This window comes from Paenibacillus motobuensis, assembly GCF_039521865.1.
Classification (GTDB): Bacteria; Bacillota; Bacilli; order Paenibacillales; family Paenibacillaceae; genus Fontibacillus; species Fontibacillus motobuensis.
This window is the reverse complement of the sequence record NZ_BAAACX010000013.1, coordinates 17,062-41,476: the sequence shown is the minus strand read 5'-3', so window position 1 is coordinate 41,476 and position 24,415 is coordinate 17,062. Positions and strand designations below refer to the sequence as shown.

Annotated in this window: 20 protein-coding genes and 1 other annotated feature; all 20 genes read left to right on the top strand. The window is 48.9% G+C overall.

The window, feature by feature from the left end:
• Positions 1 to 123 precede the first annotated feature (123 nt).
• The 20 genes from speD to minD all read left to right on the top strand — a co-directional run bounded on the left by speD (position 124) and on the right by minD (position 24,382).
• Positions 124 to 522 (top strand): adenosylmethionine decarboxylase, encoded by a 399-nt coding sequence (speD, locus tag ABD014_RS14895; RefSeq protein WP_127002276.1) that lies wholly within the window; start codon positions 124 to 126, stop codon positions 520 to 522.
• A 256-nt stretch (positions 523 to 778) separates the two neighbouring features.
• On the top strand, positions 779 to 2,170 hold the full coding sequence (hemA, locus tag ABD014_RS14890; RefSeq protein ID WP_343862427.1) for a glutamyl-tRNA reductase: 1,392 nt from the start codon (positions 779 to 781) through the stop codon (positions 2,168 to 2,170).
• Between the two features lie 323 nt (positions 2,171 to 2,493).
• On the top strand, positions 2,494 to 3,141 hold the full coding sequence (locus tag ABD014_RS14885) for a precorrin-2 dehydrogenase/sirohydrochlorin ferrochelatase family protein (RefSeq protein WP_343862424.1): 648 nt from the start codon (positions 2,494 to 2,496) through the stop codon (positions 3,139 to 3,141).
• Positions 3,142 to 3,144: 3 nt separating this feature from the next.
• Entirely contained in the window at positions 3,145 to 4,110 is a 966-nt protein-coding gene (gene hemC, locus ABD014_RS14880; RefSeq protein ID WP_343862422.1) for a hydroxymethylbilane synthase, read from the top strand.
• Between the two features lie 7 nt (positions 4,111 to 4,117).
• Positions 4,118 to 5,686, top strand: a complete 1,569-nt coding sequence (cobA, locus tag ABD014_RS14875) for a uroporphyrinogen-III C-methyltransferase (protein WP_343862419.1) — start codon at positions 4,118 to 4,120, stop codon at positions 5,684 to 5,686.
• 18 nt (positions 5,687 to 5,704) lie between these two features.
• Complete coding sequence (gene hemB, locus ABD014_RS14870) at positions 5,705 to 6,709, top strand: porphobilinogen synthase (RefSeq protein WP_343862417.1); 1,005 nt, start codon at positions 5,705 to 5,707, stop codon at positions 6,707 to 6,709.
• Positions 6,710 to 6,755: 46 nt separating this feature from the next.
• A complete protein-coding gene (hemL, locus tag ABD014_RS14865) occupies positions 6,756 to 8,057 on the top strand; it encodes a glutamate-1-semialdehyde 2,1-aminomutase (protein ID WP_343862415.1) in 1,302 nt (433 codons plus the stop codon).
• Complete coding sequence (locus ABD014_RS14860) at positions 8,054 to 8,959, top strand: RluA family pseudouridine synthase (protein ID WP_343862413.1); 906 nt, start codon at positions 8,054 to 8,056, stop codon at positions 8,957 to 8,959. The genes hemL and ABD014_RS14860 overlap by 4 nt, the downstream gene beginning before the upstream one ends.
• Positions 8,960 to 9,144: 185 nt before the next feature.
• Complete coding sequence (locus tag ABD014_RS14855) at positions 9,145 to 10,410, top strand: LysM peptidoglycan-binding domain-containing protein (protein ID WP_343862411.1); 1,266 nt, start codon at positions 9,145 to 9,147, stop codon at positions 10,408 to 10,410.
• Between the two features lie 250 nt (positions 10,411 to 10,660).
• Positions 10,661 to 10,932 (top strand) — a binding site (T-box leader).
• Positions 10,933 to 11,043: 111 nt separating this feature from the next.
• Positions 11,044 to 13,716 carry a valine--tRNA ligase gene (locus ABD014_RS14850; RefSeq protein ID WP_343862408.1) on the top strand — a complete coding sequence of 891 codons (2,673 nt, stop codon included), beginning with the start codon at positions 11,044 to 11,046 and terminating at the stop codon, positions 13,714 to 13,716.
• A 493-nt stretch (positions 13,717 to 14,209) separates the two neighbouring features.
• Complete coding sequence (locus ABD014_RS14845) at positions 14,210 to 15,586, top strand: bifunctional folylpolyglutamate synthase/dihydrofolate synthase (protein WP_343862406.1); 1,377 nt, start codon at positions 14,210 to 14,212, stop codon at positions 15,584 to 15,586.
• Between the two features lie 5 nt (positions 15,587 to 15,591).
• The gene (gene murC / locus ABD014_RS14840; protein WP_379340644.1) at positions 15,592 to 16,968 is read left to right on the top strand and encodes a UDP-N-acetylmuramate--L-alanine ligase; all 1,377 of its coding nucleotides are present in this window, start codon (positions 15,592 to 15,594) and stop codon (positions 16,966 to 16,968) included.
• A gap of 225 nt (positions 16,969 to 17,193) precedes the next feature.
• A complete protein-coding gene (locus ABD014_RS14835) occupies positions 17,194 to 18,459 on the top strand; it encodes an SPOR domain-containing protein (RefSeq protein ID WP_343862402.1) in 1,266 nt (421 codons plus the stop codon).
• Between the two features lie 211 nt (positions 18,460 to 18,670).
• Positions 18,671 to 19,276, top strand: a complete 606-nt coding sequence (locus ABD014_RS14830; RefSeq protein ID WP_343862400.1) for a Maf family protein — start codon at positions 18,671 to 18,673, stop codon at positions 19,274 to 19,276.
• 128 nt (positions 19,277 to 19,404) lie between these two features.
• Entirely contained in the window at positions 19,405 to 20,094 is a 690-nt protein-coding gene (gene radC, locus ABD014_RS14825; RefSeq protein WP_343862398.1) for a RadC family protein, read from the top strand.
• A gap of 39 nt (positions 20,095 to 20,133) precedes the next feature.
• Positions 20,134 to 21,168 carry a rod shape-determining protein gene (locus tag ABD014_RS14820; RefSeq protein WP_068778123.1) on the top strand — a complete coding sequence of 345 codons (1,035 nt, stop codon included), beginning with the start codon at positions 20,134 to 20,136 and terminating at the stop codon, positions 21,166 to 21,168.
• Between the two features lie 274 nt (positions 21,169 to 21,442).
• Positions 21,443 to 22,318, top strand: coding sequence for a rod shape-determining protein MreC (gene mreC, locus ABD014_RS14815; protein ID WP_343862395.1), 876 nt, complete (start codon positions 21,443 to 21,445; stop codon positions 22,316 to 22,318).
• 2 nt (positions 22,319 to 22,320) lie between these two features.
• Complete coding sequence (gene mreD, locus ABD014_RS14810) at positions 22,321 to 22,848, top strand: rod shape-determining protein MreD (RefSeq protein ID WP_343862700.1); 528 nt, start codon at positions 22,321 to 22,323, stop codon at positions 22,846 to 22,848.
• A 76-nt stretch (positions 22,849 to 22,924) separates the two neighbouring features.
• On the top strand, positions 22,925 to 23,584 hold the full coding sequence (minC, locus tag ABD014_RS14805) for a septum site-determining protein MinC (protein ID WP_343862393.1): 660 nt from the start codon (positions 22,925 to 22,927) through the stop codon (positions 23,582 to 23,584).
• Positions 23,585 to 23,587: 3 nt separating this feature from the next.
• Positions 23,588 to 24,382, top strand: a complete 795-nt coding sequence (gene minD / locus ABD014_RS14800) for a septum site-determining protein MinD (RefSeq protein ID WP_127002242.1) — start codon at positions 23,588 to 23,590, stop codon at positions 24,380 to 24,382.
• The last annotated feature ends 33 nt before the right edge of the window (positions 24,383 to 24,415 follow it).

Below are 24,415 nucleotides of genomic sequence, written 5' to 3'. Positions count from 1 at the left end.
ACCAGGATTCACTCAGGACATGGAGATGTTGCGAGACATTTTTCCCTCGAGCAGTGAATGACGTAGGTCCTAGCGGATGAAATTTCTTCAAACATTTTATTCCTAGGAAGGGGGAACCGGAAGATGGAGTATTCAACTTTCGGAAGACACGTTGCTGTTGATACTTGGGGAGTAGATTTTGAGTTGCTGAATAATGCTGAGCTTCTTCAGGAGTATATGGTGGAAGCAGCCGAAGCTTGCGGTGCTACCGTGTTATCCATGCAATCCAGGCAGTTTGAGCCTCAAGGTGCTACAGTGCTTGTATTACTGTCGGAGAGCCATCTCTCGATTCACACGTATCCTGAGAGAGGGTTTGCTGCAATTGATTGTTACACTTGTGGAGAGTGGGTTGATCCACAATTAGCTGTCGATTACCTGGTGTCCGTTTTGAAGCCTGAGAAGACCTTTGCCAAGAAATTGGTTCGCGGCATGGGTGAAATGGAAGTTGCAACACCTGAGATCAATAAGGTGGAATTCGTCTAAAGACAGATTTAATCCTGTTCTATAAAAGCTAGAAATGGGAAATATAGAATAACCATGGGACATTTCCATGGTTATTTGTTTATTTGTGGAAATTCATAAATAATTCAAAAATCTCTGCTTATTTTACCGGGTAACAGACTGGCTCTGTGATATAATTAACATTGTTTGTTTTGTATTCATGCTTTAAGTGAGAGTTCAAAAAGTTGGACTTTTTGAATGTATCCTCTTTAAGTCTTGTGGAGGCAGGTGAACTTCTATGCACATTGTCGTTGTCGGACTAAATTATCGGACGGCACCTGTGGAGGTCAGAGAACGTTTTGCATTTTCAGAACAGGATATGCCGCAGGCGCTGCTGGAATTAACACGTACCAAAAGTGTGATGGAAGGAGTAATCCTTGCCACCTGCAACCGCACTGAAATCTATGTAGTTGTTGATCGGCTGCATATGTGCGGATATTTCATTCGTAGTTTTATGGAGAAGTGGTTTGGTATTCCGCGTGAGGAATTTACCAAGCATTTATATATGTACGAAGAGGAGCAAGCGGTTCGTCATTTGTTCAGAGTGGCAAGCGGGCTGGATTCCATGGTGCTTGGAGAGACTCAAATTCTTGGCCAGGTACGCAGTGCTTTTCTGCTTGCACAAGGTGAGAAGGCTACCGGCAAATGGTTCAATATGTTGTTCAAACAGGCGATTACTCTCGGCAAACGTGCTCACTCAGAGACGGCGATTGGCGAGAGTGCGGTCTCGGTTAGCTACGCGGCAGTGGAGCTAGGCAAGCGGGTATTCGGCAGCTTCTCTGGGAAGCGGGTTCTGATCCTTGGCGCCGGGAAGATGAGTGAACTGACAGCGAAGCATTTAAGCGGCGGGGGTACGGAAGAAGTACTTGTTGCAAACCGAACCTTTACTCGAGCGCAAGAGCTGGCTAGTAAGTTCGACGGAACGCCATGCACGATGCAGGAGGCGATGCGGCGATTATCTGAAGTGGATATTCTGATTAGCTCTACTGGAGCAGAAGGATATGTGCTTACTTCAGCGCAGGTAACCAAGAGCATGGAGCTCCGTCCGGATCGTCCGTTGTTCATTATTGATATTGCTGTACCGCGTGATATCGAGCCGTCGATTGCCGAGCTTCCGAATGTGTTCCTCTATGACATTGATGATCTGGAAGGGATCGTTGAGAGTAATATGGAAATGCGCCGCGGGGAGGCTATCATTATCGAGCGGATGATTGAAGAGGAGATTGCTGCATTTACCAGTTGGTTGCAGACTTTGGGTGTTCAGCCGGTTATTCGAGCCTTACAGGAGAAATCGTCTGCGATTCATGCAAGCACATTGGACAGCTTGTTCAATAAGCTGCCTGACTTGGATGAACGGGAGCGTAAAGTTATTACCCGTCTAACAAAGAGCATCGTTAATCAGATGATGCATGATCCAATTAAACGGATCAAGGAAATGAGCGGGGAAGAGAATGGTCTGGCGGCGCTGGATATGTTCACCAAGATATTTGCTCTGGAGGAGCAGCTTGAAGAGCAGAGCGCATCTATGGAGACGCCGGCAGTCGAGGCCCCGGTCCCGGAACCAATAACAGTTAGCTTGGAAGTTAGTCCGGATAAGGTGCCTGTTCCGATGATGAAGGCTTCGGTCTAAACATTTTATATATATTAAGTGAATGTTTAAAAGGGGGACTTTTTAAATAACCTCTTAAAGAATGCTTTGCCCTGAGGCCACTGCTTTGATTCTAATTGCCACCGCACCATTTGCAGGCAGGAGAGTTAGGCGGAACGGCAGCGGGGCTTGTTTTTTATCGAAAAAGATTTACAGGCTGATTCTTCGAAAGCAAAAGCTCGATGGCAAAATACGACAGGGTAGGGTATCCTATACTCATTATCATATTTTACGCTACGAGTTCAAGAAAACTGAACTCGATTATTGGTTCTCTTATCCAAAGTGGACTCGGGAGTGGTTGTTGGATGGCGCATTATATCCCTATCATGCTTGATCTTCAAGGCCGCAAATGCATTCTGGTGGGTGGGGGTCTTGTTGCAGAACGGAAGGTGGCGACACTACAGCTCGCTGGAGCTGAGATTCTGATCGTCAGCCCGAGGCTTACATCCAAGCTTCAGCAAGCTTGGGAACAGGGGCAGATTGCCTGGAACGAGCGCTGCTATGAGCAAGGTGACTTGCAGGGAGCTTTTATGGTCTTTGCCGTAACAGATCAGCCGTTTGTCAACGATCAGATTGTCGCTGAGGCTCATAAGTTGGGGATTATGGTTAACCACTCTGGGGAGGGCGCGCAGGGATCATTTATTACGCCTAGCTCTTTTAGGCGAGGAGAACTAATCGTTGCCGTATCTACTTCCGGTGCAGCGCCAGAGGCAGCCAAGAGAGTAAGCGCCGAGATCGAGGAGCAGTTCGGGGATGAGTATGAGGAATATATCCGTTTTTTGTCATGGGCCAGACTGGTGATTAAGAAGCGAGTACAGGATATCTCGCGAAGGAAGCTGTTATTCAAGAAATTGGCTGCGATCGATGTTTTGAAGGAAATACGGACCGGTGAGTTCTCACTAAGCAGTGAGGACGAACTGTTATCTTGGATAAATGTTCAGCAGGAGGAGTAAGGAATGACGAAGCGTACGATAGTTGTCGGAACAAGACAGAGCCAATTAGCTCTAACCCAGACGGGACAGGTTATTGATGCCCTGGAGAAGCTCTGTGCGGAGCATGGGCTCCCGTTCAAGTTTGAAATTCGCAAGATCGTGACGAAGGGCGACCGTATTCTAGATGTGACTCTGTCCAAAGTAGGCGGTAAAGGCTTGTTTGTCAAAGAGATCGAGCAGGCTATGCTCGACAAGGAGATTGACCTTGCTGTACATAGCATGAAGGATATGCCTTCCGAGCTTCCAGAGGGGCTCATTAATGGAGCCATTCCGCAGCGGGTTGAACCCAGGGATGCGTTAATCTCCAAAGAGGGGCTCTCCTTGGAGGAACTACCGCATGGCGCTAAGGTAGGTACGAGCAGCCTGCGTCGTTCCAGTCAGCTTCGTGCGAAGCGACCTGACTTACAGCTGGAATCGATTCGTGGAAATATTGATTCCCGTCTGCGCAAGCTGGAGACAGAAGGTTTCGACGCGATTATTCTAGCAGCGGCCGGGCTCAAGCGGATGGGTTGGGAAGATCGAATTTCTTCACTGTTGCCGGTTGATGTCTGTCTTCCGGCAGTTGGACAAGGGGCTCTTGGACTAGAGTGCCGTGAAGATGATGCTGAGCTCAAGATCCTGCTGTCTTTGTATAACGATCACATTACTTCGCTTACCGTTACTGCGGAGCGGCGCTTCCTCGCTGTATTGAACGGCGGCTGCCAGGTTCCGATTGGGGCCTTTGCGGTGTGGAACGGAGCTGCTGACGGAGTGGCGGCTGGATCGGGTACAGGATTGATGACTTTGACCGGAATGGTCGGTGCACCTGACGGAAGCCTGATCCTGAAAGAAAGCCTTACCGGAGACAACCCGATCCAGCTTGGGGAGGATGTAGCACAGAAATTGATTCTACAAGGTGCAGATCGAATATTGGCCGGGGCCAGGGAGTGATGGAGGAATGGCTGGAGCAGGTAAAGTATATTTAGTTGGCGCAGGCCCAGGTGATGCGAGCTTAATTACACTGAAGGGGCTGGAGTGCCTGGAGAAAGCGGACGTAGTCGTATATGATCGGCTGGCGAATCCGAGCCTCTTGACGCGGACGAAGCGCGGCACCGAGAAGATTTATGTAGGCAAGACAGTGAACCGACACACGATGAAGCAGGAAGAGATTAATCAACTGCTTGTTGATCTCGCGTTGTCAGGCAAGATTGTGGTCCGTCTCAAGGGTGGAGATCCGACGATCTTTGGTCGCGTCGGTGAAGAGGCCGGTCTGCTGCGGCAGCACAAGATTCCGTATGAGATCGTTCCGGGTATAACCGCAGCGATTGCTGTCCCAGCTTATGCTGGTATTCCCGTTACCCATCGAGATATTGCTTCATCCTTATCGATCATTACCGGACATGAGAGTCAAGACAAGCTGGATCTATCGATTGATTGGGCCAAGTTGACCCAGGCTACGGGTACACTCGTCTTTATGATGGGATTAGCCAAAATCGGCCATATCGCTACGCAGCTAATCAAACATGGCAGGCCGCCGGAGACACCGGTTGCTCTTATTCGCTGGGGGACCCGCGCGGAGCAGGCCGTATTGATCGGCACGCTGGAAGATATCGAACAGAAGGTACTCGCCGCAAAATTCGAATCACCTGCTGTGATCGTCGTCGGCGAGGCGGTCCGGCAGCGCGAGCTGCTGAAGTGGGCCGAGGATATGCCTCTCTTCGGCGCGAGATTTCTGGTGACCCGTTCCCGTTCCCAAGCAAGCGAATTAGTGAAGCAGATCGAAGAGTTGGGCGGAGAAACCTATGAATTTCCGGTCATTGAGACGGTGATGCTTAATTCGGAATATTTAAATGCGACGTCTAAGGCCCTAGAGGATTTGGATCAGTATGATTGGGTGTTTTTCACGAGCGTCAATGGGGTAGAGTATTTCTTCAGGCATCTGGACAGACTTGGAAAAGACATTCGCGCACTGCACGCCGCCCGCATTGCCGCGGTTGGTCCAGCGACCAAGGAAGCGCTGCGCCATTACGGAATTGCTGCTGAGGAGCTACCTAGCCATTTTCAGGCTGAAGGTTTGTTCGAAGCTTTTGATCAGCAATTGCTGGCCGGTCAGAAAGTGCTTCTTCCCCGTGGCAACCTGGCTCGGGCCTGGCTGGCTGAGGTGCTTCAGGACAGAGGACTCAGCGTGACGGATGCGGTTATGTACGAGACCGTACCGACCGGGGATGAAGACGATGAATTGCTTAAGCTGCTGGAGCAGGGCGGAATTCATGCTGTTACCTTCACCAGTTCGTCGACGGTGACCAATTTCCTGTCGGCTCTGAGCAGGATGGGAATAGCTGATCCTGTTCAGGCGCTTGCAGGTGCAGCAATTTGCTGTATCGGTCCAGTTACTGCGAAGACGGCAGAGCAAGCTGGATTGAACGTGGCGGTAATCGCTGAGGAGTCTACGATTCCAAGCCTGGTGGCTGGACTATGTACCTGGAAGCAAGCGCAAAATTCAACACGACCGTTAACCTACTTATAGAATTAGGAGGAATTATATATGGCTTTTCCAATTGTAAGACATCGCCGTTTGCGCCAAACTGCGGGCATTCGTGGCCTAGTGCGTGAGACGGTATTAACTGTGGATGATTTCATTCAACCGATCTTTGTCGTTCCTGGCAATGGGATTAAGAATGAAATAACTTCGATGCCCGGGGTATATCAATTTTCGTTGGATACGTTGGAACAAGAAATTAAGGAGATTGCCGAACTGGGAATCAGTGCAGTATTGCTATTCGGTATACCGGAGTCCAAGGACAGTGTAGGCTCGGGAGCTTACGCCGAGGACGGCATCGTGCAGCAGGCTACACGCAAGATCAAATCGCTGTATCCGGATCTGCTCGTTGTGGCTGACACTTGCTTATGCGAGTTCACAGATCATGGGCATTGCGGCATGGTGCATACCTATGAGCGCGACGGGCATGTGTGCGGCGATGTGCTGAATGATGAATCGCTGGAATTGTTGGTTCGCACGGCGGTCTCCCAAGCGGAGGCAGGAGCGGACATTATCGCTCCATCTAACATGATGGACGGCTATGTCGCAGCGATCCGTGCAGGGTTGGATGAAGCAGGTTTCAGCCAGGTGCCGATTATGGCATATTCCGTGAAATATGCTTCTGCATTCTACGGACCATTCCGTGAGGCAGCTGATTCGGCTCCGCAGTTCGGAGACCGCAAGACATATCAGATGGACCCGGCCAATGTTCGCGAAGCACTGCGTGAAGCCGAGTCTGATGTGCTAGAGGGTGCCGATATGCTGATGGTGAAGCCGGCTCTGGCCTTCCTCGATGTGCTTCGTGTCGTTCGCGATCAATTCGATCTGCCACTTGTCGCTTACAATGTCAGCGGTGAATACTCCCTTGTTAAAGCTGCTGCGATGCAGGGCTGGATCAACGAACGCGCAATTGTAACGGAAATGCTGCTTGGCATGAAGCGGGCTGGCGCGGATATCATCATTACGTATTTTGCCAAGGATGCTGCGAGCTGGCTGCGTGAAGGCAAATAATTGATTCCAATAGATTCTACCGAACAAGGTGAGGAGTGAAGCTGCAATGAATGAAAAGCTCGGACGCAAGCAGGATGGACGTTCCTATACGGCTTTTGAGGAAGCAAAGCAATATTTGCCTGGAGGTGTGAATAGTCCAGTGCGGGCTTACAAGTCCGTCGGATTAACACCGATTTATGCGGAGCACGCCTCCGGTTCAAGAGTATATGATATCGACGGCAACAGCTACATCGACTATGTGGGTTCCTGGGGACCACTCATTATGGGCCATGCTCATCCTGAAGTGGTAAAGGCGCTCCAAGAGGCTGCTGCCAAGGGGACAAGCTTCGGCATGCCTACTTTGCTAGAGACTGAGATGGCAAAGCTGGTCGTAGAGCGCGTACCATCCATCGATATCGTACGGATGGTTAACTCAGGTACGGAAGCGACGATGAGCGCTATCCGGCTAGCTCGGGGATATACAGGCAGAAGCAAGATTTTGAAATTTGAAGGCTCTTATCACGGTCATGCGGATAGTCTACTGATCAAGGCTGGCTCCGGAGTTGCGACATTAGGCCTCCCGGACAGTCCTGGCGTTCCCGAAGGGGTTGCTTCTAACACGATCGCTGTACCTTACAATGATCTGGAATCGGTTGAGCTGGCATTCAAGCGCTTTGGCGAAGAGATTGCTGGTGTCATTGTTGAGCCGGTAGCCGGTAATATGGGCGTTGTACCGCCACAGCCAGGCTTCCTTGAAGGTCTGCGTCGTTTGACTACAGAATATGGCAGCGTGCTTATTTTCGATGAAGTCATGACCGGATTCCGCGTAGGCTTGAACTGCGCACAAGGTCGCTTCGGCATCACACCGGATTTGACCTGTCTGGGTAAAGTCATCGGAGGCGGCTTGCCTGTCGGGGCATATGGCGGTAAGAAGGAGATCATGGAACAGATTGCTCCGTCTGGTCCTATTTATCAAGCGGGAACATTGAGCGGTAATCCGCTGGCAATGACTGCTGGCTTCACGACTTTATCTCTCTTGACTCCAGAAGTATATGATCGTCTTGAGAACTTGTCAGCCAAATTGGAGGCAGGCTTTACGGCAAATGTGAAGGAGCGTGGACTCCCTTGCACGATCAACCGTGTTGGTTCAATGATGTGTCCTTTCCTGACCGACCAGACAGTTGTCAACTTTGAGACGGCTAAGACCAGTGACCTGGGCCTATTCCGCCGCTACTTCGCGGCGCTGTCTGAGGAAGGAATTAATGTTGCGCCATCTCAATTTGAAGGCATGTTCATCTCGGGCGTGCATACAGATGAAGATATCGAGCTGACCATTGAAGCGCATCGCAATGCGCTGAGACGACTGTGAGTCTGAAGTCGGCAGGGCAGAGGCGGGGTGAATGGCTGGAGCTGATGCCTGGCAGGCTGCCAGTGCCGGAGAATGGCGGACGATATGAAGCGGTTATGGCCTGGCTGCACGATGAACTAGCAGCGCCGCCCAAGCTATTGAAGACGCTTGAAGCTGAGGGCGGCATCAAGCTGGCGGGGGATCGCCTCCGTCTGCTTTTGTTCCCGCCGAAGCAATCTTCTTTTGAGCCAATGGGCACTCCTCCGGAGATCTTGTATGAGGATGACTTTTGTCTCGTCGTACATAAGTCTACGGGGATTAAGGTTCATCCGGACGGAGAAAGCCGCGAACCTACACTGGCGAACCGAGTATCTGCTATTTATGCGGAACGTGGAGAGAAGGCCGCCCCGCTCCATATTCATCGGCTGGATGAATATACGTCCGGTCCTGTGCTGTACGCGAAGAATGCTTATGCACAGCTTAAGCTTGATGCGGCGATGGCACGGAAAGAGATCTCTAGGGTATATGTTGCGCTAGTACAAGGGATAGTAAGTCCTGCGCTTAGAATCATTGATGAGCCGATTGGGCGGGACCGGCACCATAATCAGCGCCGCCGTGTCTCTCCTTCCGGGCAAAGAGCGGTTACGCATGTTGAACTGGTGGAGACGCTGAATCAGGCGAGCATAGTCCGATTGACACTGGAGACCGGAAGAACGCATCAAATCCGCGTTCATTTAAGTTATGCCGGGCATCCTCTACTTGGAGATGCTCTATATGGAGGCAGCACGAAGCTACTTCCCTACCAAGCGCTGCATGGCGAGAGTCTAATCTTTGCCCATCCGCTTACAAGAGAATTGATTCGAGTAGATGATCCTTGGCCTCAGGAGTGGCTTCGATTGCGAGAGCAGTTGGCCTTGTCCTAGTTATATATTGATCTGAAAGAGCATGCCGAAATAGAAGGCATGCTCTTCTTTTTTTAGCATATAGATAGAATGAGCGAAGATTTGGACCATCCATCTTTATGTACGTGTTCAAAAAGGACTTTTTGAACAACCTCTTAAGGGGATGTGGGTCATATTCGGATTTGCTAAAAAAGGAGGTAGTGTTCTTGGTTGATCATTCCTACGGCCTGCGTTTTGATGTTTACGAGCGCGTCCATCTATCCGAAGATGTGATCGGCATCGAGGAACTGGAGGAGATTGAACTTTTTCCGAAAATCCAAGTATATCCCGGTGATGAATATGCGGCTCTGCGCGGTCATTTACTGTTGTCAGGCCTTTATCGCGGTGAGGGAGAGAGTCGGGAGCTGGAGCATTGGATCCCTGTTGAGATTACGGTTCCACTCAGTCGGGTTAACAAGCTAGAGGAGATTACGGTGGAAATCGAAAATTTCGACGTAGATTTGCTTAGCGCTCGCAGCTTGAATATTACGGGAGTTCTATCTTTGCAGGGAATTGAGACGGCCACTATGCGTTCAGACGCGGAAGAATGGATGGACAGGGAGTATGTAGCCGCGCATGAACCGGTTCTCGGAGCGGAAGAAGTGGAGGAGGTTCAGTCCCAGCAGGACAATTACTCGTATCAGTTGCCTAAAGTTTCGGTAGATCATTCATATGTTGTACAGGAAGCTTTCTCATCCGAACAGCAGGACGGGGCCCGTGAGCAGCACGAAGAACAGAATGAGGAGACGTTATCATGGCTTGACTCAGCTCCGTTATTGACACCGACATTTACGGCGGACAAGGGGCTTAATGAAGTGGAGCGTCCGTTGGAGACTGCGGAGTGGGAAGAGGCAGAGGAGCCTGATTCGACAGTATGGTCTGAAGATCAAGAGCAAGTGAATGCCCATTCCGAACGAGCGGATGAGGCGGAAGCTGTATTGAAGACAGACAGCTATGCAGAGGCTGAAGTGGAGGATGTTACCGCAGAGGTTGAAGATGCAGAGGCTGTAGAAGTATTTGAGGAAAGTGTTGAACAAGAGAAGGAAGAAGGAGCGCATGCTCAGGAAGGGAAGAAGGAGCTGAAGGTTGCCTTTGGCAGCAAGAAGCACGATAGCAAGGATCGCGATGAAGGCTTTGGCATCAGCAAGCTGATAAACAATCGTCCAGATAAGGATAATGGTGTAGATTACTTCGAGGAAGCTATTGTCATCCCTGATCAGGAAGAAGGAGAAGAGGTCCGTTGGAAGAGCCTGTTCCTGGGCAATACAGAGGATCAAACTCCGTTCCGTAAGGTTCGCCTCGTGATCGTGCAGCGGGAAGAGACGCTGGATGATATTGCGGAGCGCTACCAGCTTAGCACGCGCGAACTGCAGCTGTATAACCGTCTGTCCGAGCATAATCTGGCTGAAGGACAAGTGTTATATATCCCTTGATATTATATTGAAGCTCCGCAATGCACAGGCAGGTGAAGGAGCGTCTGCAGGACTATTCAGAGGACCGTTAAGGTTCAATCTGGATGGTCCTTTTTGCTTCAGCCAACTTTTAAGTGGGCTTGTGCGTTTGTCATATTGACTCACAGCCTCATCCACGTTATGATAATATAGATTTTACAAAGATATGCTATTTCTTATTTTCTAAGACACATATTTGTTATCAAAATAAGATTTTCTGAACACACTAAATGTAAAGACTTGGAACGGGAAGAGTAGGAAGTGAGCCCTTCAGAGAGCGGAGTTGTGTCGCTGGAAGATTCCGCAGGATACTGCTATCCGAAGTCGCCCGGGAGTCGTCCGTTTGAACTGGTGATGTCTCACCATTAGAGCGGGCCGGTTGCAGCCGTTATCTGTATAAGTGTCGCAAGCGACAAGCCATGCTTGACTGAATCGCCAGGCGGATGCCAGGCATCTTGCGAAACAAAGGTGGTACCGCGAAAGATAAAGCCTTTCGTCCTTTGAGACGAGAGGCTTTTTGTGTTTTCTGCCGTCGCGAATAATTACAGGCTTCTTGAACTTGTTGGCCTGAATTCGCCTAGGCTACGTTGAATTGTAATGGAGGTTGAAGCAAAAATGACAGAAAACCAAGCACCACAAACAATGGCAGAAATGCCAACGACTTATGATCCGAAAGCCGCGGAGAATAAATGGTATCGTTACTGGATGGAGAATGAGTTCTTTAAAGCGGGCATGCGGCCTGAAGCCGAGCCTTTTACGATCGTAATTCCACCACCTAACGTAACGGGTATGCTGCATATTGGACATGCGCTTGACTTCACGCTGCAGGATATATTGATCCGTACCAAGCGGATGCAGGGCTATGATGCCTTATGGCTGCCAGGCTCGGACCATGCGGGAATCGCGACTCAGACCAAAGTGGAGCAGAAGCTGCGTGAGCAAGGGATAAGCCGATATGACCTGGGCCGTGAGAAGTTCCTTGAGAAAGTGTGGGAATGGAAGGAGCAGTATGCCAATACGATCCATGAACAATGGGCCAAAATGGGTCTGTCGCTTGACTATTCCCGCGAGCGGTTTACGCTTGATGAGGGTCTGTCTCAGGCTGTTCGCGAAGTATTCGTGAAGCTGTATGAGAAGGGTCTGATTTATAAAGGCAGATATATCATCAACTGGGACCCAGTTGCTCGTACGGCCTTGTCCGATATTGAAGTGGAGTACAAGGAAGTTAACGGACACTTGTATCATCTTCAATATCCGCTTAAGGATGGGGACGGGTATATTACAGTTGCCACGACACGTCCGGAGACGATGCTCGGTGATACAGCTGTCGCTGTTCATCCTAAGGATGAGCGCTATAGCCATTTGATCGGCAAATCGCTTGTTCTGCCAATTGTGGACCGAGAAATTCCGATCATCGCTGATGAATATGTCGACAAGGAATTCGGTAGCGGTGCAGTTAAGATCACCCCGGCTCATGACCCGAATGACTTCGAGGTAGGGCAACGCCATGATCTGCCGCAGATTATCGTCATGGACGAGAGCGGTAAGATGAACGATGCGGCTGGCAAGTATGTGGGCCTGGATCGCAGTGAATGCCGCAAGCAGATCGTGAAAGATTTACAGGATATGGGCGTATTGATTAGAATTGAGGATCACCTGCATCAGGTAGGCCATAGTGAACGGACCGGGGCAGTTATAGAGCCTTATTTGTCCCTGCAATGGTTCGTCAAAATGAAGCCGCTCGCTGAGGCTGCAATTGCAGAGCAAAACTCGGGCAAAGGTGTAGAATTCGTTCCAGAACGGTTCGAGAAGACCTACCTGCACTGGATCGAGAATGTTCGCGACTGGTGTATTTCTAGACAATTATGGTGGGGACATCGTATTCCGGCCTGGTATAGCGAAGAGACCGGAGAGATGGTTGTTGCCCGCAGCGAGGAAGAAGCCCGCGCCAAGCTCGGACGGGATGACCTTAAACAGGATGAGGATGTACTGGATACATGGTTCAGCTCTGCCTTGTGGCCGTTTTCGACGCTAGGATGGCCAAATGAGGAGAGCGAAGATTTCAAACGTTATTTCCCAACGGACGTACTTGTTACCGGATATGATATTATTTATTTCTGGGTGGCTCGTATGATCTTTACTTCGCTTGAGTTTACAGGCAAAATGCCGTTTAAGCATGTATTAATGCATGGGCTTGTTCGCGACAGCGAGGGCAAGAAGATGTCCAAATCCCTGGGTAACGGGGTAGATCCGCTCGATATTATCGAGAGATACGGCGCTGATGCAATGCGCTATATGATCTCGACGGGCAGTACGCCTGGTCAGGACGTTCGCTTCCATTGGGAGCGTGTAGAACAAGCGCGAAATTTCGCCAATAAGATCTGGAATGCTTCGCGCTTTGCTCTGATGAACATGGAAGGAGTGTCCTATGAGGACATCGACATCAGCGGCAACCTTTCGACTTCAGATCGTTGGATTTTGCATCGCTTTAATGAGACAGCTCGGGATGTAACTCGTCTAATCGATTCCTATGAATTTGGCGAAACCGGCCGTGTATTGTACAATTTCATCTGGGATGATCTCTGCGACTGGTATATTGAATTCGCGAAGCTGAGCTTCTATGGTGAAGATGCGGATGCCAAACGCAAGACACAATCGGTGCTTGCTTATGTGCTCGATCGTACGCTGAGACTGATCCATCCGTTCATGCCGTATATTTCCGAGGAAATATGGCAGCATTTGCCGCACAGTGGCGATACGATTACTTTGGCTGAATGGCCTACGTATGACCCTGCAATGGAAGCGCCGGATGCAGTTCAGGAAATGAATCTACTGATCGATATTATTCGCTCGGTTCGCAACATTCGTGCTGAAGTGAACGTACCGATGAGCAAGAAAATCGAGTTGATCGTTAAGCCGGGCTCCTCTGAGTTGCTTGACATCCTTAGCCGTAACGAACACTATGTTCGCCGGTTCTGTAACACGTCCGATTACGAAGCTTCACTGAAGGTAGAAGCGCCGGATAAAGCAATGACAGCGATTGTCACAGGAGCGGAATTGTATCTGCCGCTGGCCGGCCTGATCGATATCAGTCAGGAAATCGCTCGTCTGGAGAAAGAAATTGACCACTTGAATAAAGAAGTAGAACGTGTGGAGAAGAAATTGTCCAATCAAGGCTTTGTCTCTAAAGCACCTGCCAAGGTGATTGAAGAAGAGCGTGCTAAGATGAATGATTACTCTGCCAAACGCGACAAGGTGCTTGCAAGAATCAATGAATTAAAAGCCTAGTGCCATTGCCTCTACGTCCTTGCAATAGAACAATCGGATTGTTATCAGAGGTAACAGTCCGATTGTTCTGCGCTGAGGCGTAAGGATTTGGATCAGGGAACAGGCATCCTGCAATCCATAATTTTAACTATATATTGTTCAAAAGGTCGGTTTTCAGCACCAAGAAGGTTGGATGAAGCTAGGGTCTGAGGAGCGGAGCGTACGTAGTGGGTACGTGAGCACTTGAGATGTTTCCGAAGGAAACATGACTTCGTAAGCATTCGCTTAGACCCGGCTGAATTCAAGATTCGATGCCGAGATCACTCCACTGATATTACTTCGTGTTAGATATAGAATTTATAAGTTATCAGCATAGCTGATGAAATTCTATATCGCAAGAAAACCTACCTTTGAATCGCGGTCGCTCATCCTTGAACGACCTCGATCAGGTTTTCTTATCAAAAGCGGACTTTTTGAACTACCTCTTTATAAATCATAGACGAAGGTGAATTTCATGGGGGCTCATACTGAGGAAGGAAACAAGCAATCTCTGCAGGATTATAACGAAGCGGTAGAATGGATTAATGGGCTAATTGCGTTCGGGATCCGTCCAGGACTGGAGCGTATTGAGCTCATGATGGAGCGTCTCGGCAACCCACAGCGCAAGCTGAAATTTATCCATGTTGCAGGAACGAATGGCAAGGGTTCTTCATGCGCTTTTCTAACATCTACGTTAATGAAGGCCGGTTTTGATGTAGGGACCTTTACTTCTCCTTATATCACCAAGTTTACAAACCGATTTCAATTTAATGGTCAAGACATTCCGGAGGCTACTCTGGTATCGTTATCGAATCGGATCCTGCCTCTTGTAGAGGAAATCGCCGATTCAGAGCTAGGTTCGCCAACGATGTTCGAGGTAAGTACAGCGATTGCGATTTTATATTTTGCAGAAGAATGTTATCCTGATGTCGTAGTATGGGAGACAGGTCTCGGGGGAAGGATGGATGTAACAAATATTGTTACGCCTATCGTCTCGTTGATTACAAATATCGGCATGGACCATACCGATGTATTAGGCGATACCATAGAGCAGATTGCTAGTGAGAAGGCCGGGATCATCAAGCCCGGTGTTCCTGTCGTGAGCTGTGTAGAACAGCCGGAAGCGATCGAAGTGCTACGCAGGACAGCTCAAGAGCAGCGATCTACCCTATACTTGCTTGGAGAACAGTTCACCTATGAACGGCTAGAGGGTGATGATCATGAGCAATCCATGGACTTTCATGGTCCGTTCCGGGAGCTTGTGCTGAAGCTCTCGCTGCTTGGTGAACATCAATGCAAGAACGCGGCCGGGGTCATGATGGTACTTGAGGTGCTTCGTCAGTATATGGCTTTTGCGCTTGAGGATGAAGCGATCCTGTCTGGCTTCCGCAGTACGGCTTGGGCAGGAAGAATGGAACAGGTGAACAACGAGCCTCGTATTGTGCTCGATGGGGCGCATAATCCGGAAGGAGCTCAGATGTTAGCCAGAAGCATTCCGGACATCTATAAGTATCGCAAGCTGAATTTGATGATGGGCATGCTGGCAAATAAGCATCATCGTGGCTACTTGGAGCATATATTACCAATAGTGGATACGCTTATTTTGACCGAGCCTGATTTTCGTAAGAAAATGGATGTGGAGGCGCTCCATAGTATTGTGGAGCAGCTTAAAGAAACAAAAGCAAAAGAAAACTTGGAAATTATCGTAGAACGCGACTGGAAAAAGGCTTTAGAGCTATTGATGTCGCGGACGGAACGGGAGGATTTAGGAGTGGTTACAGGTACGTTGTACATGATTTCTGACGTGCGCGCGACTCTCTTACATCACACCGATTCTGAAAAAGGCTGGTGACCATATTGTTAAATACTAGAGAACAACATGTACATTTTATAGGTATCGGCGGTTACGGAATGAGCGCCATCGCACGTGTAATGCTGGAGATGGGCTATAAGGTAACCGGTTCAGATGTAGCTTCCCAGGAATTGATCGAGAAGCTGAAGGCGAAGGGAGCCAAGGTCTATATCGGCCATACGGCTGAGCAAGTTGACGGCGCCGATCTGGTCGTATATTCGACGGCTCTTCCAAAGGACAATGTAGAACGGGTTGAAGCGCAGGAACGGGGAATCCCGGTTCTACATCGTTCACAAATGCTGGCCCGTCTGCTTAACGAACGGACAGGAGTGGCGGTTGCCGGAGCTCACGGAAAGACGACGACTTCATCAATGATCGCACTTGTGATGGAGCAATGTGGAATTGATCCAACATATATTATTGGCGGAGAAATCCTGGATATCGGTACAAATGCCAAGGCAGGACAAGGGAAATACGTCGTTGCTGAGGCAGACGAGAGCGATGGCTCATTTCTTCAATACCATCCTTCGCTAGGAATTGTAACGAATATTGAGGCGGATCATCTGGAGAATTACGGCGGGGATTTCGGACAGCTCAAGGAAGCGTACGTGCAATTCCTTAATCAGATTAAGCCGGACGGGGCAGCTATCGTATGTGGCGATGACGATATTCTGGGCGAATTATTGCCTAAGTTGAACTGCAATATCATTACTTATGGAATTGACTCTGTCTGTGATTATAACGCTGAGGATATGGAGCTTGGCGATCGATATGTGTCGTATACAATGAAGCGTGGTGACGAGAAGCTTGGAACGGTAGAGTTGTCGGTTCCAGGTAAGCATAATGTGTATAACTCCATGGCGGCGGTTATTGTCTGTTTGGAGGCAGGAGTTCCGTTTGTGGAGATCGCTGCAGCAATCAAGCATTTTCATGGAGCCAAGCGTCGCTTTCAGGTCCTTGGCGATAGTAAGGGCATCCTCATTATCGATGATTATGCCCATCATCCGACAGAGATCGAAGCCACAATCGCTGCCTCTAAAGCGACCGGCAAGCGGATTATCGCTGTGTTCCAGCCGCAGCGTTATACGAGAACCTTCTTCCTGCTTGATGCCTTTAGCAGAGCCTTTGGTGGTGCGGATGAGGTAATCATTACCGATATTTATTCACCAGCCGGAGAGAAGCAAATCGAGGGGATTAACTCCTCGAAGCTGGTTGAATTGATTAAGGAGAACAGCAATGCCGGGGCAAGATACTTGCCTACGAAGCAGGACGTGATTGCTGATCTGGAGAACCGACTTCAACCTGGGGATCTTGTACTCACCATGGGGGCTGGCGATATCTGGAGAGTTGGGGACGAATTATCCAAGCGAATCTCCCAATAGCTTATTCGCATTTGAAAAATTGGTTCGGAGAGAAAACCTCCATGTTCATGTGTTTGCATATGAATATGGAGGTTCTTTGATATGTGCCTGCACTTCGTGTATCCGTTCATAAAATTTTTACGCCGTCTGAACCGTTCTTTTTTCATAACTTGTCCTTTGGAGAGCATATATTCCGGCTACTGGACATAAGGTATGTTAGGAGAATGGACAAGGAGCGTGCGGATCGTGAACAAGGCGAAAATGACCTTTCGGTTTGACAAGCAGGGCAAGGAGATCGTATCTGAGGAACCATTGTATCAGGCTTGGATTCATAAGAATGACGGAGGAGCATCCATTTTTGATAGGACGCAGGAAGTGCATGAAAGAGAGCAAGATGATGATAAGTATATTCAAACCTCAGCAGTTCGTACACCTACCAATTCCAGCCTAGAAGATCATACACTAGCGCCCCGTAGCGTCGAGGTTTACCCCGTATTGGGACAAGCTAATCCAGAGGAATCGCTGCATTCGAATTCAGAGTATGACGAATATGGCATCGATCGTACACAGGGTGCATTCCGTACTGTCGAGACCCTAGTAGACTATAGCGACCCATTCTCAGAATACACCGGGGCAGGAGGAGTTGTTGTCCCCTCCAGTTCTACCAGACCTCCTAAAAACTCTTGGTGGAAGATGGCCGGGTCGGTAACCGGAGCCATTGTGACTGGAGCTTTATTCGGTTTTGTAGTTCTATCCATCTTCAATCAGGAGATAACCCTGCCGATTCCCGGCATTAATGTGCCGAAGCAGTCGGCAGCCGGGCAATCCACAGATATCCCTGTCATGGGACAGATCATTGAAGAAGAGAAGGGGGATGCTAACCCCAAGGAGCTAGCGAATATCGCCTTGCCGTCCGAAACCTATTATTTCCTTCAATATGGCGTGTTCAGTACGGCTCAAGGCGTTGAGCTAGCCCAGAAGGAACTACAATCTTCGGGAGTTGCAGCGGCGAGAGATACGGTAGATACTAAGCGGGTATATGCAGGGGTATCCGTCGACCGGGAACAGGCCAAACTGCTGAGCAGTCAGCTTAAATCAGCCGGAGTCAATCTGATCTTGCATGAGATAACCCTACCAGCTTCAGCGATGCTGGAGTATGAGGGAGATACCAAGCCGCTTGAACAATATATGGCACAGAGTGCTGAACTAGTGGAGCTTCTCAGCACATTCTCGGCTGCAAGACTAAGCGAATCCGACCCAGGTCCACAGAGCGCGAACGAAATTGCGGAGCTAAGCCAGAAGCACCAGCTATGGACAGAGAGCGCTGCAGCGGTTCGCGGTAATATATCGGCAAATTCGGAAGCGATGACGGGCACCATGGAGAAGTCGATGAACAGCGCTATTGAAGCGTTGTCCGAATACAACAAGAAGCCTTCCAAATCGCTTTTGTGGGAAGTGCAAGATGAACTGATGCACTTCATTCTAAGCGAGCAAGAACTGCTTCATAGTTAAAATAGATGGAAAGCATAGGAATAATGATGAATCAGGCAGGAAAGGGAATTGGAAATAGTTCCCCCTGCCTTTTTTGTGTTTGTATTGCGGGTGAAATAACCTTATAATAATGAAGTGTCAAAAAATGGCGAGGTTGACAACAGATTAGTATGTTATATCGTCATTATTTGATATTTACCCCTATTTTAATGCTTGAAGGAGAGACCTAGTCTTGGAATCCAATATACCACGCCATATTATTTTGGCATCGACCTCACCGCGTCGCCGGGAATTGATTGCTACCTTAGGTATTCCCTTTGACATTGTTCCTAGCAATGCTGATGAGAGCACATCGGAGAAGTGGACACCAGAGCAAATTGTACAGGAACTTGCCAGACGGAAAGCCGAAGCGGTATATCATTCTACATCATTCGACGGAGATTCCGCAGGAATTATCGTCGGAAGCGATACGATTGTCGTCAGGGATGGGGCCGTGCTAGGTAAGCCGCAGAATGAGCAGGAAGCTGCTGAGATGCTGCGTTCTCTTCAGGGCAGGAGCCATATCGTGTATACAGGAGTCGCTTGCATAGATAGCCGGACGGGAGAGACCCTCGTTGACTATCGTTCAACGATCGTCACGATGAAGCCGCTGAATGAGCGCGAGATTGAAGCTTATGCAGCTAGCGGAGAAGGACTCGATAAAGCCGGTGCTTACGCGATTCAAGGCTTGGGAGCAACGATTGTTACGGGTATAGAAGGTTGCTATTTCAATGTTGTCGGCTTACCGTTATCGTTACTTGTAGATATGCTTGGCCAATTTGGAGTAAGAGTATTGTAGAAATGTAACAAAAACAATTGAAGATCCGTTTAATCTAGGAAGTGATAAAGCATATCCTTCCGAATTGAGTTTGTGTCAATGGTCCATAAGGACTTGGCAACTAATATTCGGAAGAGAGGGATTCATTTATGAATATGACACCTTATATGCTGCGTGACTTTCCTAGCGAGGAGCGCCCGCGTGAACGGATGATGAAAAACGGAGCAAGGGCGCTAAGTCAAGCTGAGTTGTTAGCGATATTGCTGCGGACCGGAACGAAGAATGAGTCGGCCGTCCACATGGCGCAGCGGATTCTTGCCGATATCGGCGGTATTCGCGGCCTGGTAGATCTTAGCCTGGAGGAATTGACCAAGATGAAGGGGATCGGTATGGCGAAGGCTGTACAGATCAAGGCTGGGATTGAACTTGGACAGAGGCTGGCCAAATCGCGCTTGCCAGAGGCGGTAAGTATTCGTAGTCCTCATGATGCGGCCGATATACTGATGGAACAGCTTAGGTATTTATCTAAGGAACATTTTGTATGTCTTTTTTTGAATACAAAGAATCATATCATTGCTCAAGAGACGCTTTCCGTAGGAAGCCTGAACGCATCGATTGTTCATCCTCGCGAAGTGTTTCGTGCTGCTATTAAATGCAGCAGTGCATCGATCGTCTGTGCTCATAATCACCCAAGTGGAGATCCGACGCCTAGTCCGGAGGACATCCGGATGACGCGTCGCTTGTGTGAAGCTGGCGAGATTGTGGGAATTGATGTGCTCGATCACGTCGTGATTGGAGACGGTCAATTCGTAAGTTTGAAGGAGCAGGGTTTGATGTAATATAATTGATTAGATACAGGAAGAAAGGAAGATTACAGCATGTTTGGTGGCTTTTCGAAGGATTTAGGAATTGATTTGGGGACTGCGAATACCCTTGTTTATATCCGTGGCAAAGGAATTATTGTGAGGGAGCCCTCGGTGGTTGCCATCCATACTGATAATAAGAATATCGTAGCCGTAGGGGAGTCAGCTAAGAAGATGATCGGTAGAACTCCGGGCAATATCCGTGCGATCCGTCCGATGAAGGATGGAGTTATCGCGGATTTCGATACGACGGCAACGATGATCAAATATTTCATTCGTCAGGCACAAAAACAACGTTCGATGTTCCAACGCCATCCTAACGTAATGGTGTGTGTGCCTTCGGGAATTACAGCGGTGGAGCAGCGTGCTGTAGAAGATGCGACGAAGCAGGCGGGTGCCCGTGAGGCTTATACCATCGAGGAGCCTTTTGCTGCAGCGATTGGTGCCGATCTCCCGGTATGGGAACCGACAGGTAGTATGGTCGTGGATATCGGTGGCGGTACGACAGAGGTTGCTGTCATCTCCCTCGGCGGGATCGTAACGAGCAAATCGGTACGTGTAGCCGGTGATGAAATGGATGAATCGATCATTCAATATATCAAACGTCAATATAATTTAATGATCGGGGAGAGAACGTCCGAGCAGCTTAAGATGGATGTCGGTTCTGCGCTCGCGTTGGAGAAGGTTGAGACGATGGAAATCCGCGGACGCGACTTGGTTACCGGATTGCCGAAGACGATCACAATCACCTCCGATGAGATTACAGAAGCACTTAATGATACGGTAAGTGCGATTGTTGATGCTGTAAAAGTAACGCTTGAGAAATGCCCGCCAGAGCTTGCGGCCGACATTATGGATCGAGGTATTGTGCTTACAGGCGGAGGCGCGCTGCTTCGCAATCTGGATAAGCTGCTTGCTAGTGAGACAGGAATGCCTGTCATTGTTGCAGATAATCCACTGGATTGCGTAGCAATTGGTACGGGCCGTGCTCTCGATAATATTCATCTGTTCAAGACCAAGAACAGTTCGACACTTCGTTCTAGGCGTTAAGATCGGGCGAATGTGAAGATGATAATGACTAGCGGCGCCGTCCATTGTGGGCGGCCAAGCCGCTTTTCTATTTGTATCCATTGCCAGAAACGGATTCGTTCGTCATAGACGGGGGACCGTTTTTGCTTGTTTAAGATTGCGGATTTCATGATTGCCGTACATCTTGCGACCAGGTTGCCAAAGAAGTTATTCCATTATCGTACTTCTGGCAATTTACTTGTTTCAAGACGACCTGTGGCAAGGTACAATTAGAAGAAATACGAAGGATTGGAGGGTGCTTACACTGTTTAAGCTGCTTGGCAACAAAAGATTATTTGTTTTGTTGATAGGACTTATTCTATTTATTGCGGTGATGGGCTTTACCCTCGGACCCCGAGCAGGCTTATCCTGGCCGGAGAAGTTTGTGAAGGATACGGTAGGCTTCGTGCAATATATATTCTATAAACCTACCTCATATATAGCAGGTATTGTAGAGGACATCTCCGACCTGCGTTCTCTCCAGGAAGAGAATGAACAACTGAAGATCGCCTTGTCTCATTACACTCGTGATAAAGCTAGATTTAACTGGATCGAGCAGGAAAATGTTCGACTGCAGGAAGAGCTTGATTTTACTAAGGCCCAGAAAGAACAATATAACTATGCTTGGAAGATCGCTCAGGTCATAAGTGTTAATGATGATCCAATTAACCGTTCGATCGTTGTGAATATTGGCGAACGGGAAGGGGTCAAGGAAGGAATGGCTGTAACGTCCATAAAAGGACTAGTTGGTGTTATTAGTCATGTGAGCCACTTCACTTCTACCGTCAGATTGGCGACAACGATGGATGCCAAGGATCCGAATTCCAATGGCATTGCAGTAACTGCTCAAGGTAAGGAAAATGATGTGTTCGGAGTAATTGAATCTTATGATCAGAAAACCGGGAAATTCCTTATGTCTCGGGTGACATCGCCATCTCCACTTGCCGAGGGCGATCTGATCGTCTCTTCGGGCATCGGCGGCGTATTCCCTCGGGGAATGCTGATCGGCACGGTAGATAACATTGATGTTGGTCAGTATGGTCTGACTTACACGGCTACGGTGACGCCGGCAGCAAGCTTTACCGATTGGAAAGAGCTGTTCGTGGTGTTTGCTCCGGAGGCTGAGGAATAGTGATGAATAGAAAATCTGTATTGATTTTACTGTTGTTCGTCCTGTTCATTATAGAAGGTACGATCATCCCCTGGCTGATCCCTTACTCATGGCAGACGCGCCTATTTCCTCATCTGGTCTTTGTCGTGATTATGTATTTTTCTATTTTCGAGAACCGCTATACTGGCTTGGTTCTTGGTATTATCTTCGGATTGCTGCATGATATTGTTTTCTATGGGGCTATCATCGGGTCGTATTCTTTTGCGATGGGATTTACGGGCTATCTGGTCGGGGTTCCGTCGCGGTCGCGCCCGATGCCGCTCCCCATGGTACTGATTGTCATTATACTCGGAAGTCTGTTGTTGGACTCCACACTGTTTGGCATCTATTCCTTGTTCGAGCTCACTCATCAACCTTATTCGTGGGCGTTCGTCAATCACATTATTCCGAACCTGTTCGTTCAATTTGTATTTGCACTGGCGATTTATGTGCCGTTAAGACGGCAGCTTGAGATTATTACGAAGCGCCGTTCCCCGGAACAGAAGTCCTAACTTCGTATATTTCAATGAATGCAAGCAGGAACTTGTTTGCCTCTGCGCGAATTGAATAAGAGGGAGGGACAGGCTTATGACGGTGAAATCCAACCATGTGACAATTAAGGGCATCAAGGATGGCCTGGTTTTCCTGTTTGACGATAATTGCGAATTCGAAGCTCTTCTTGAAGAATTGCGTTATAAATTGGAGCACAGCCATCAGAATATACTGACTGGTCCGATTATTCATGTTGATGTGAAATTCGGAATGAGAGTGATCTCGGACGAAGAGAAGGAAGCGCTGCTTGATATTTTGAAGCAAAAAGGAAACTTGCTCATTCGTTCCGTAGACACGCCGGGCGTGGTAACCGAAGAAGATACGGCGAAGATTACGACGATGTGCGGAATGGTTCGTTCCGGGCAGGTGCTGCATCATGAAGGCAATCTGCTCTTCCTGGGGGACGTTAATCCCGGGGGGACGATCACGTGCACCGGAGATATTTTAATATTGGGAGCTCTTAGAGGGATGGCCCATGCCGGCTATACTGGCAATGAGGAGGCGGTCATAGCCGCCTCTTATTTGGCACCCACGCAGCTTAGGATCGCAGAGATCATCAGCAGGCCACCGGACGAGTGGGAGAATCGAGAGACAAGTATGGAGTTCGCTTTTTTACGTGACGGGAAAATGCAGATAGACAAGATTACGAATATGCTCCGGGTCAGGCCGGATTTAAACGTGTTCAAAGGGGTGTAATTGATGGGAGAAGCTATCGTTGTCACGTCTGGCAAAGGCGGCGTCGGCAAAACGACGACATCGGCTAATATTGGCACAGCGCTTGCATTGCTCGGCAAGAAGGTCTGTCTGGTCGATACAGATATCGGTCTCAGAAATCTGGATGTCGTCATGGGTCTGGAGAATAGAATCATCTATGACCTGATCGATGTTGCAGAGGGACGCTGCCGCTTGAATCAAGCACTTGTGAAGGACAAGCGGTTCGATGAACTGTATATGCTTCCTGCAGCGCAGACGAAGGATAAAAATTCTGTGTCGCCAGAGCAAGTGAAGGATATCGTTCTGGAATTGAAGAAGGAATATGAATACGTCATTATCGATTGTCCTGCGGGTATTGAGCAGGGGTTCAAAAATGCGATTGCTGGCGCTGATCAGGCTATCGTAGTTACCACGCCGGAGAATGCAGCAGTACGTGATGCGGACCGTATTATCGGGCTGCTGGAAAATTCGCAAATTTCTTCTCCCAAGCTGGTGGTGAACCGAATTCGCACGAATATGGTGAAATCGGGTGACATGCTGGATATTGATGATGTTCTTCAAGTGTTGAATATTGATTTGCTCGGTATCGTCCCTGACGATGAGCTTGTAATCAAGGCGGCCAATTCAGGCGAGCCTACGGTAATGAATCCGGAATCGATGGCCGCGATTGCCTACCGCAACATCGCACGCCGAATTTTGGGGGATACCGTACCGCTGATGCTTCTGGAACAGAAGCAGGGCAGATTCAAACGTTTCAAGAAGTTTTTTGGAATGGGCTGATCCTATATATACATGAATGAACCGGTGCCATTG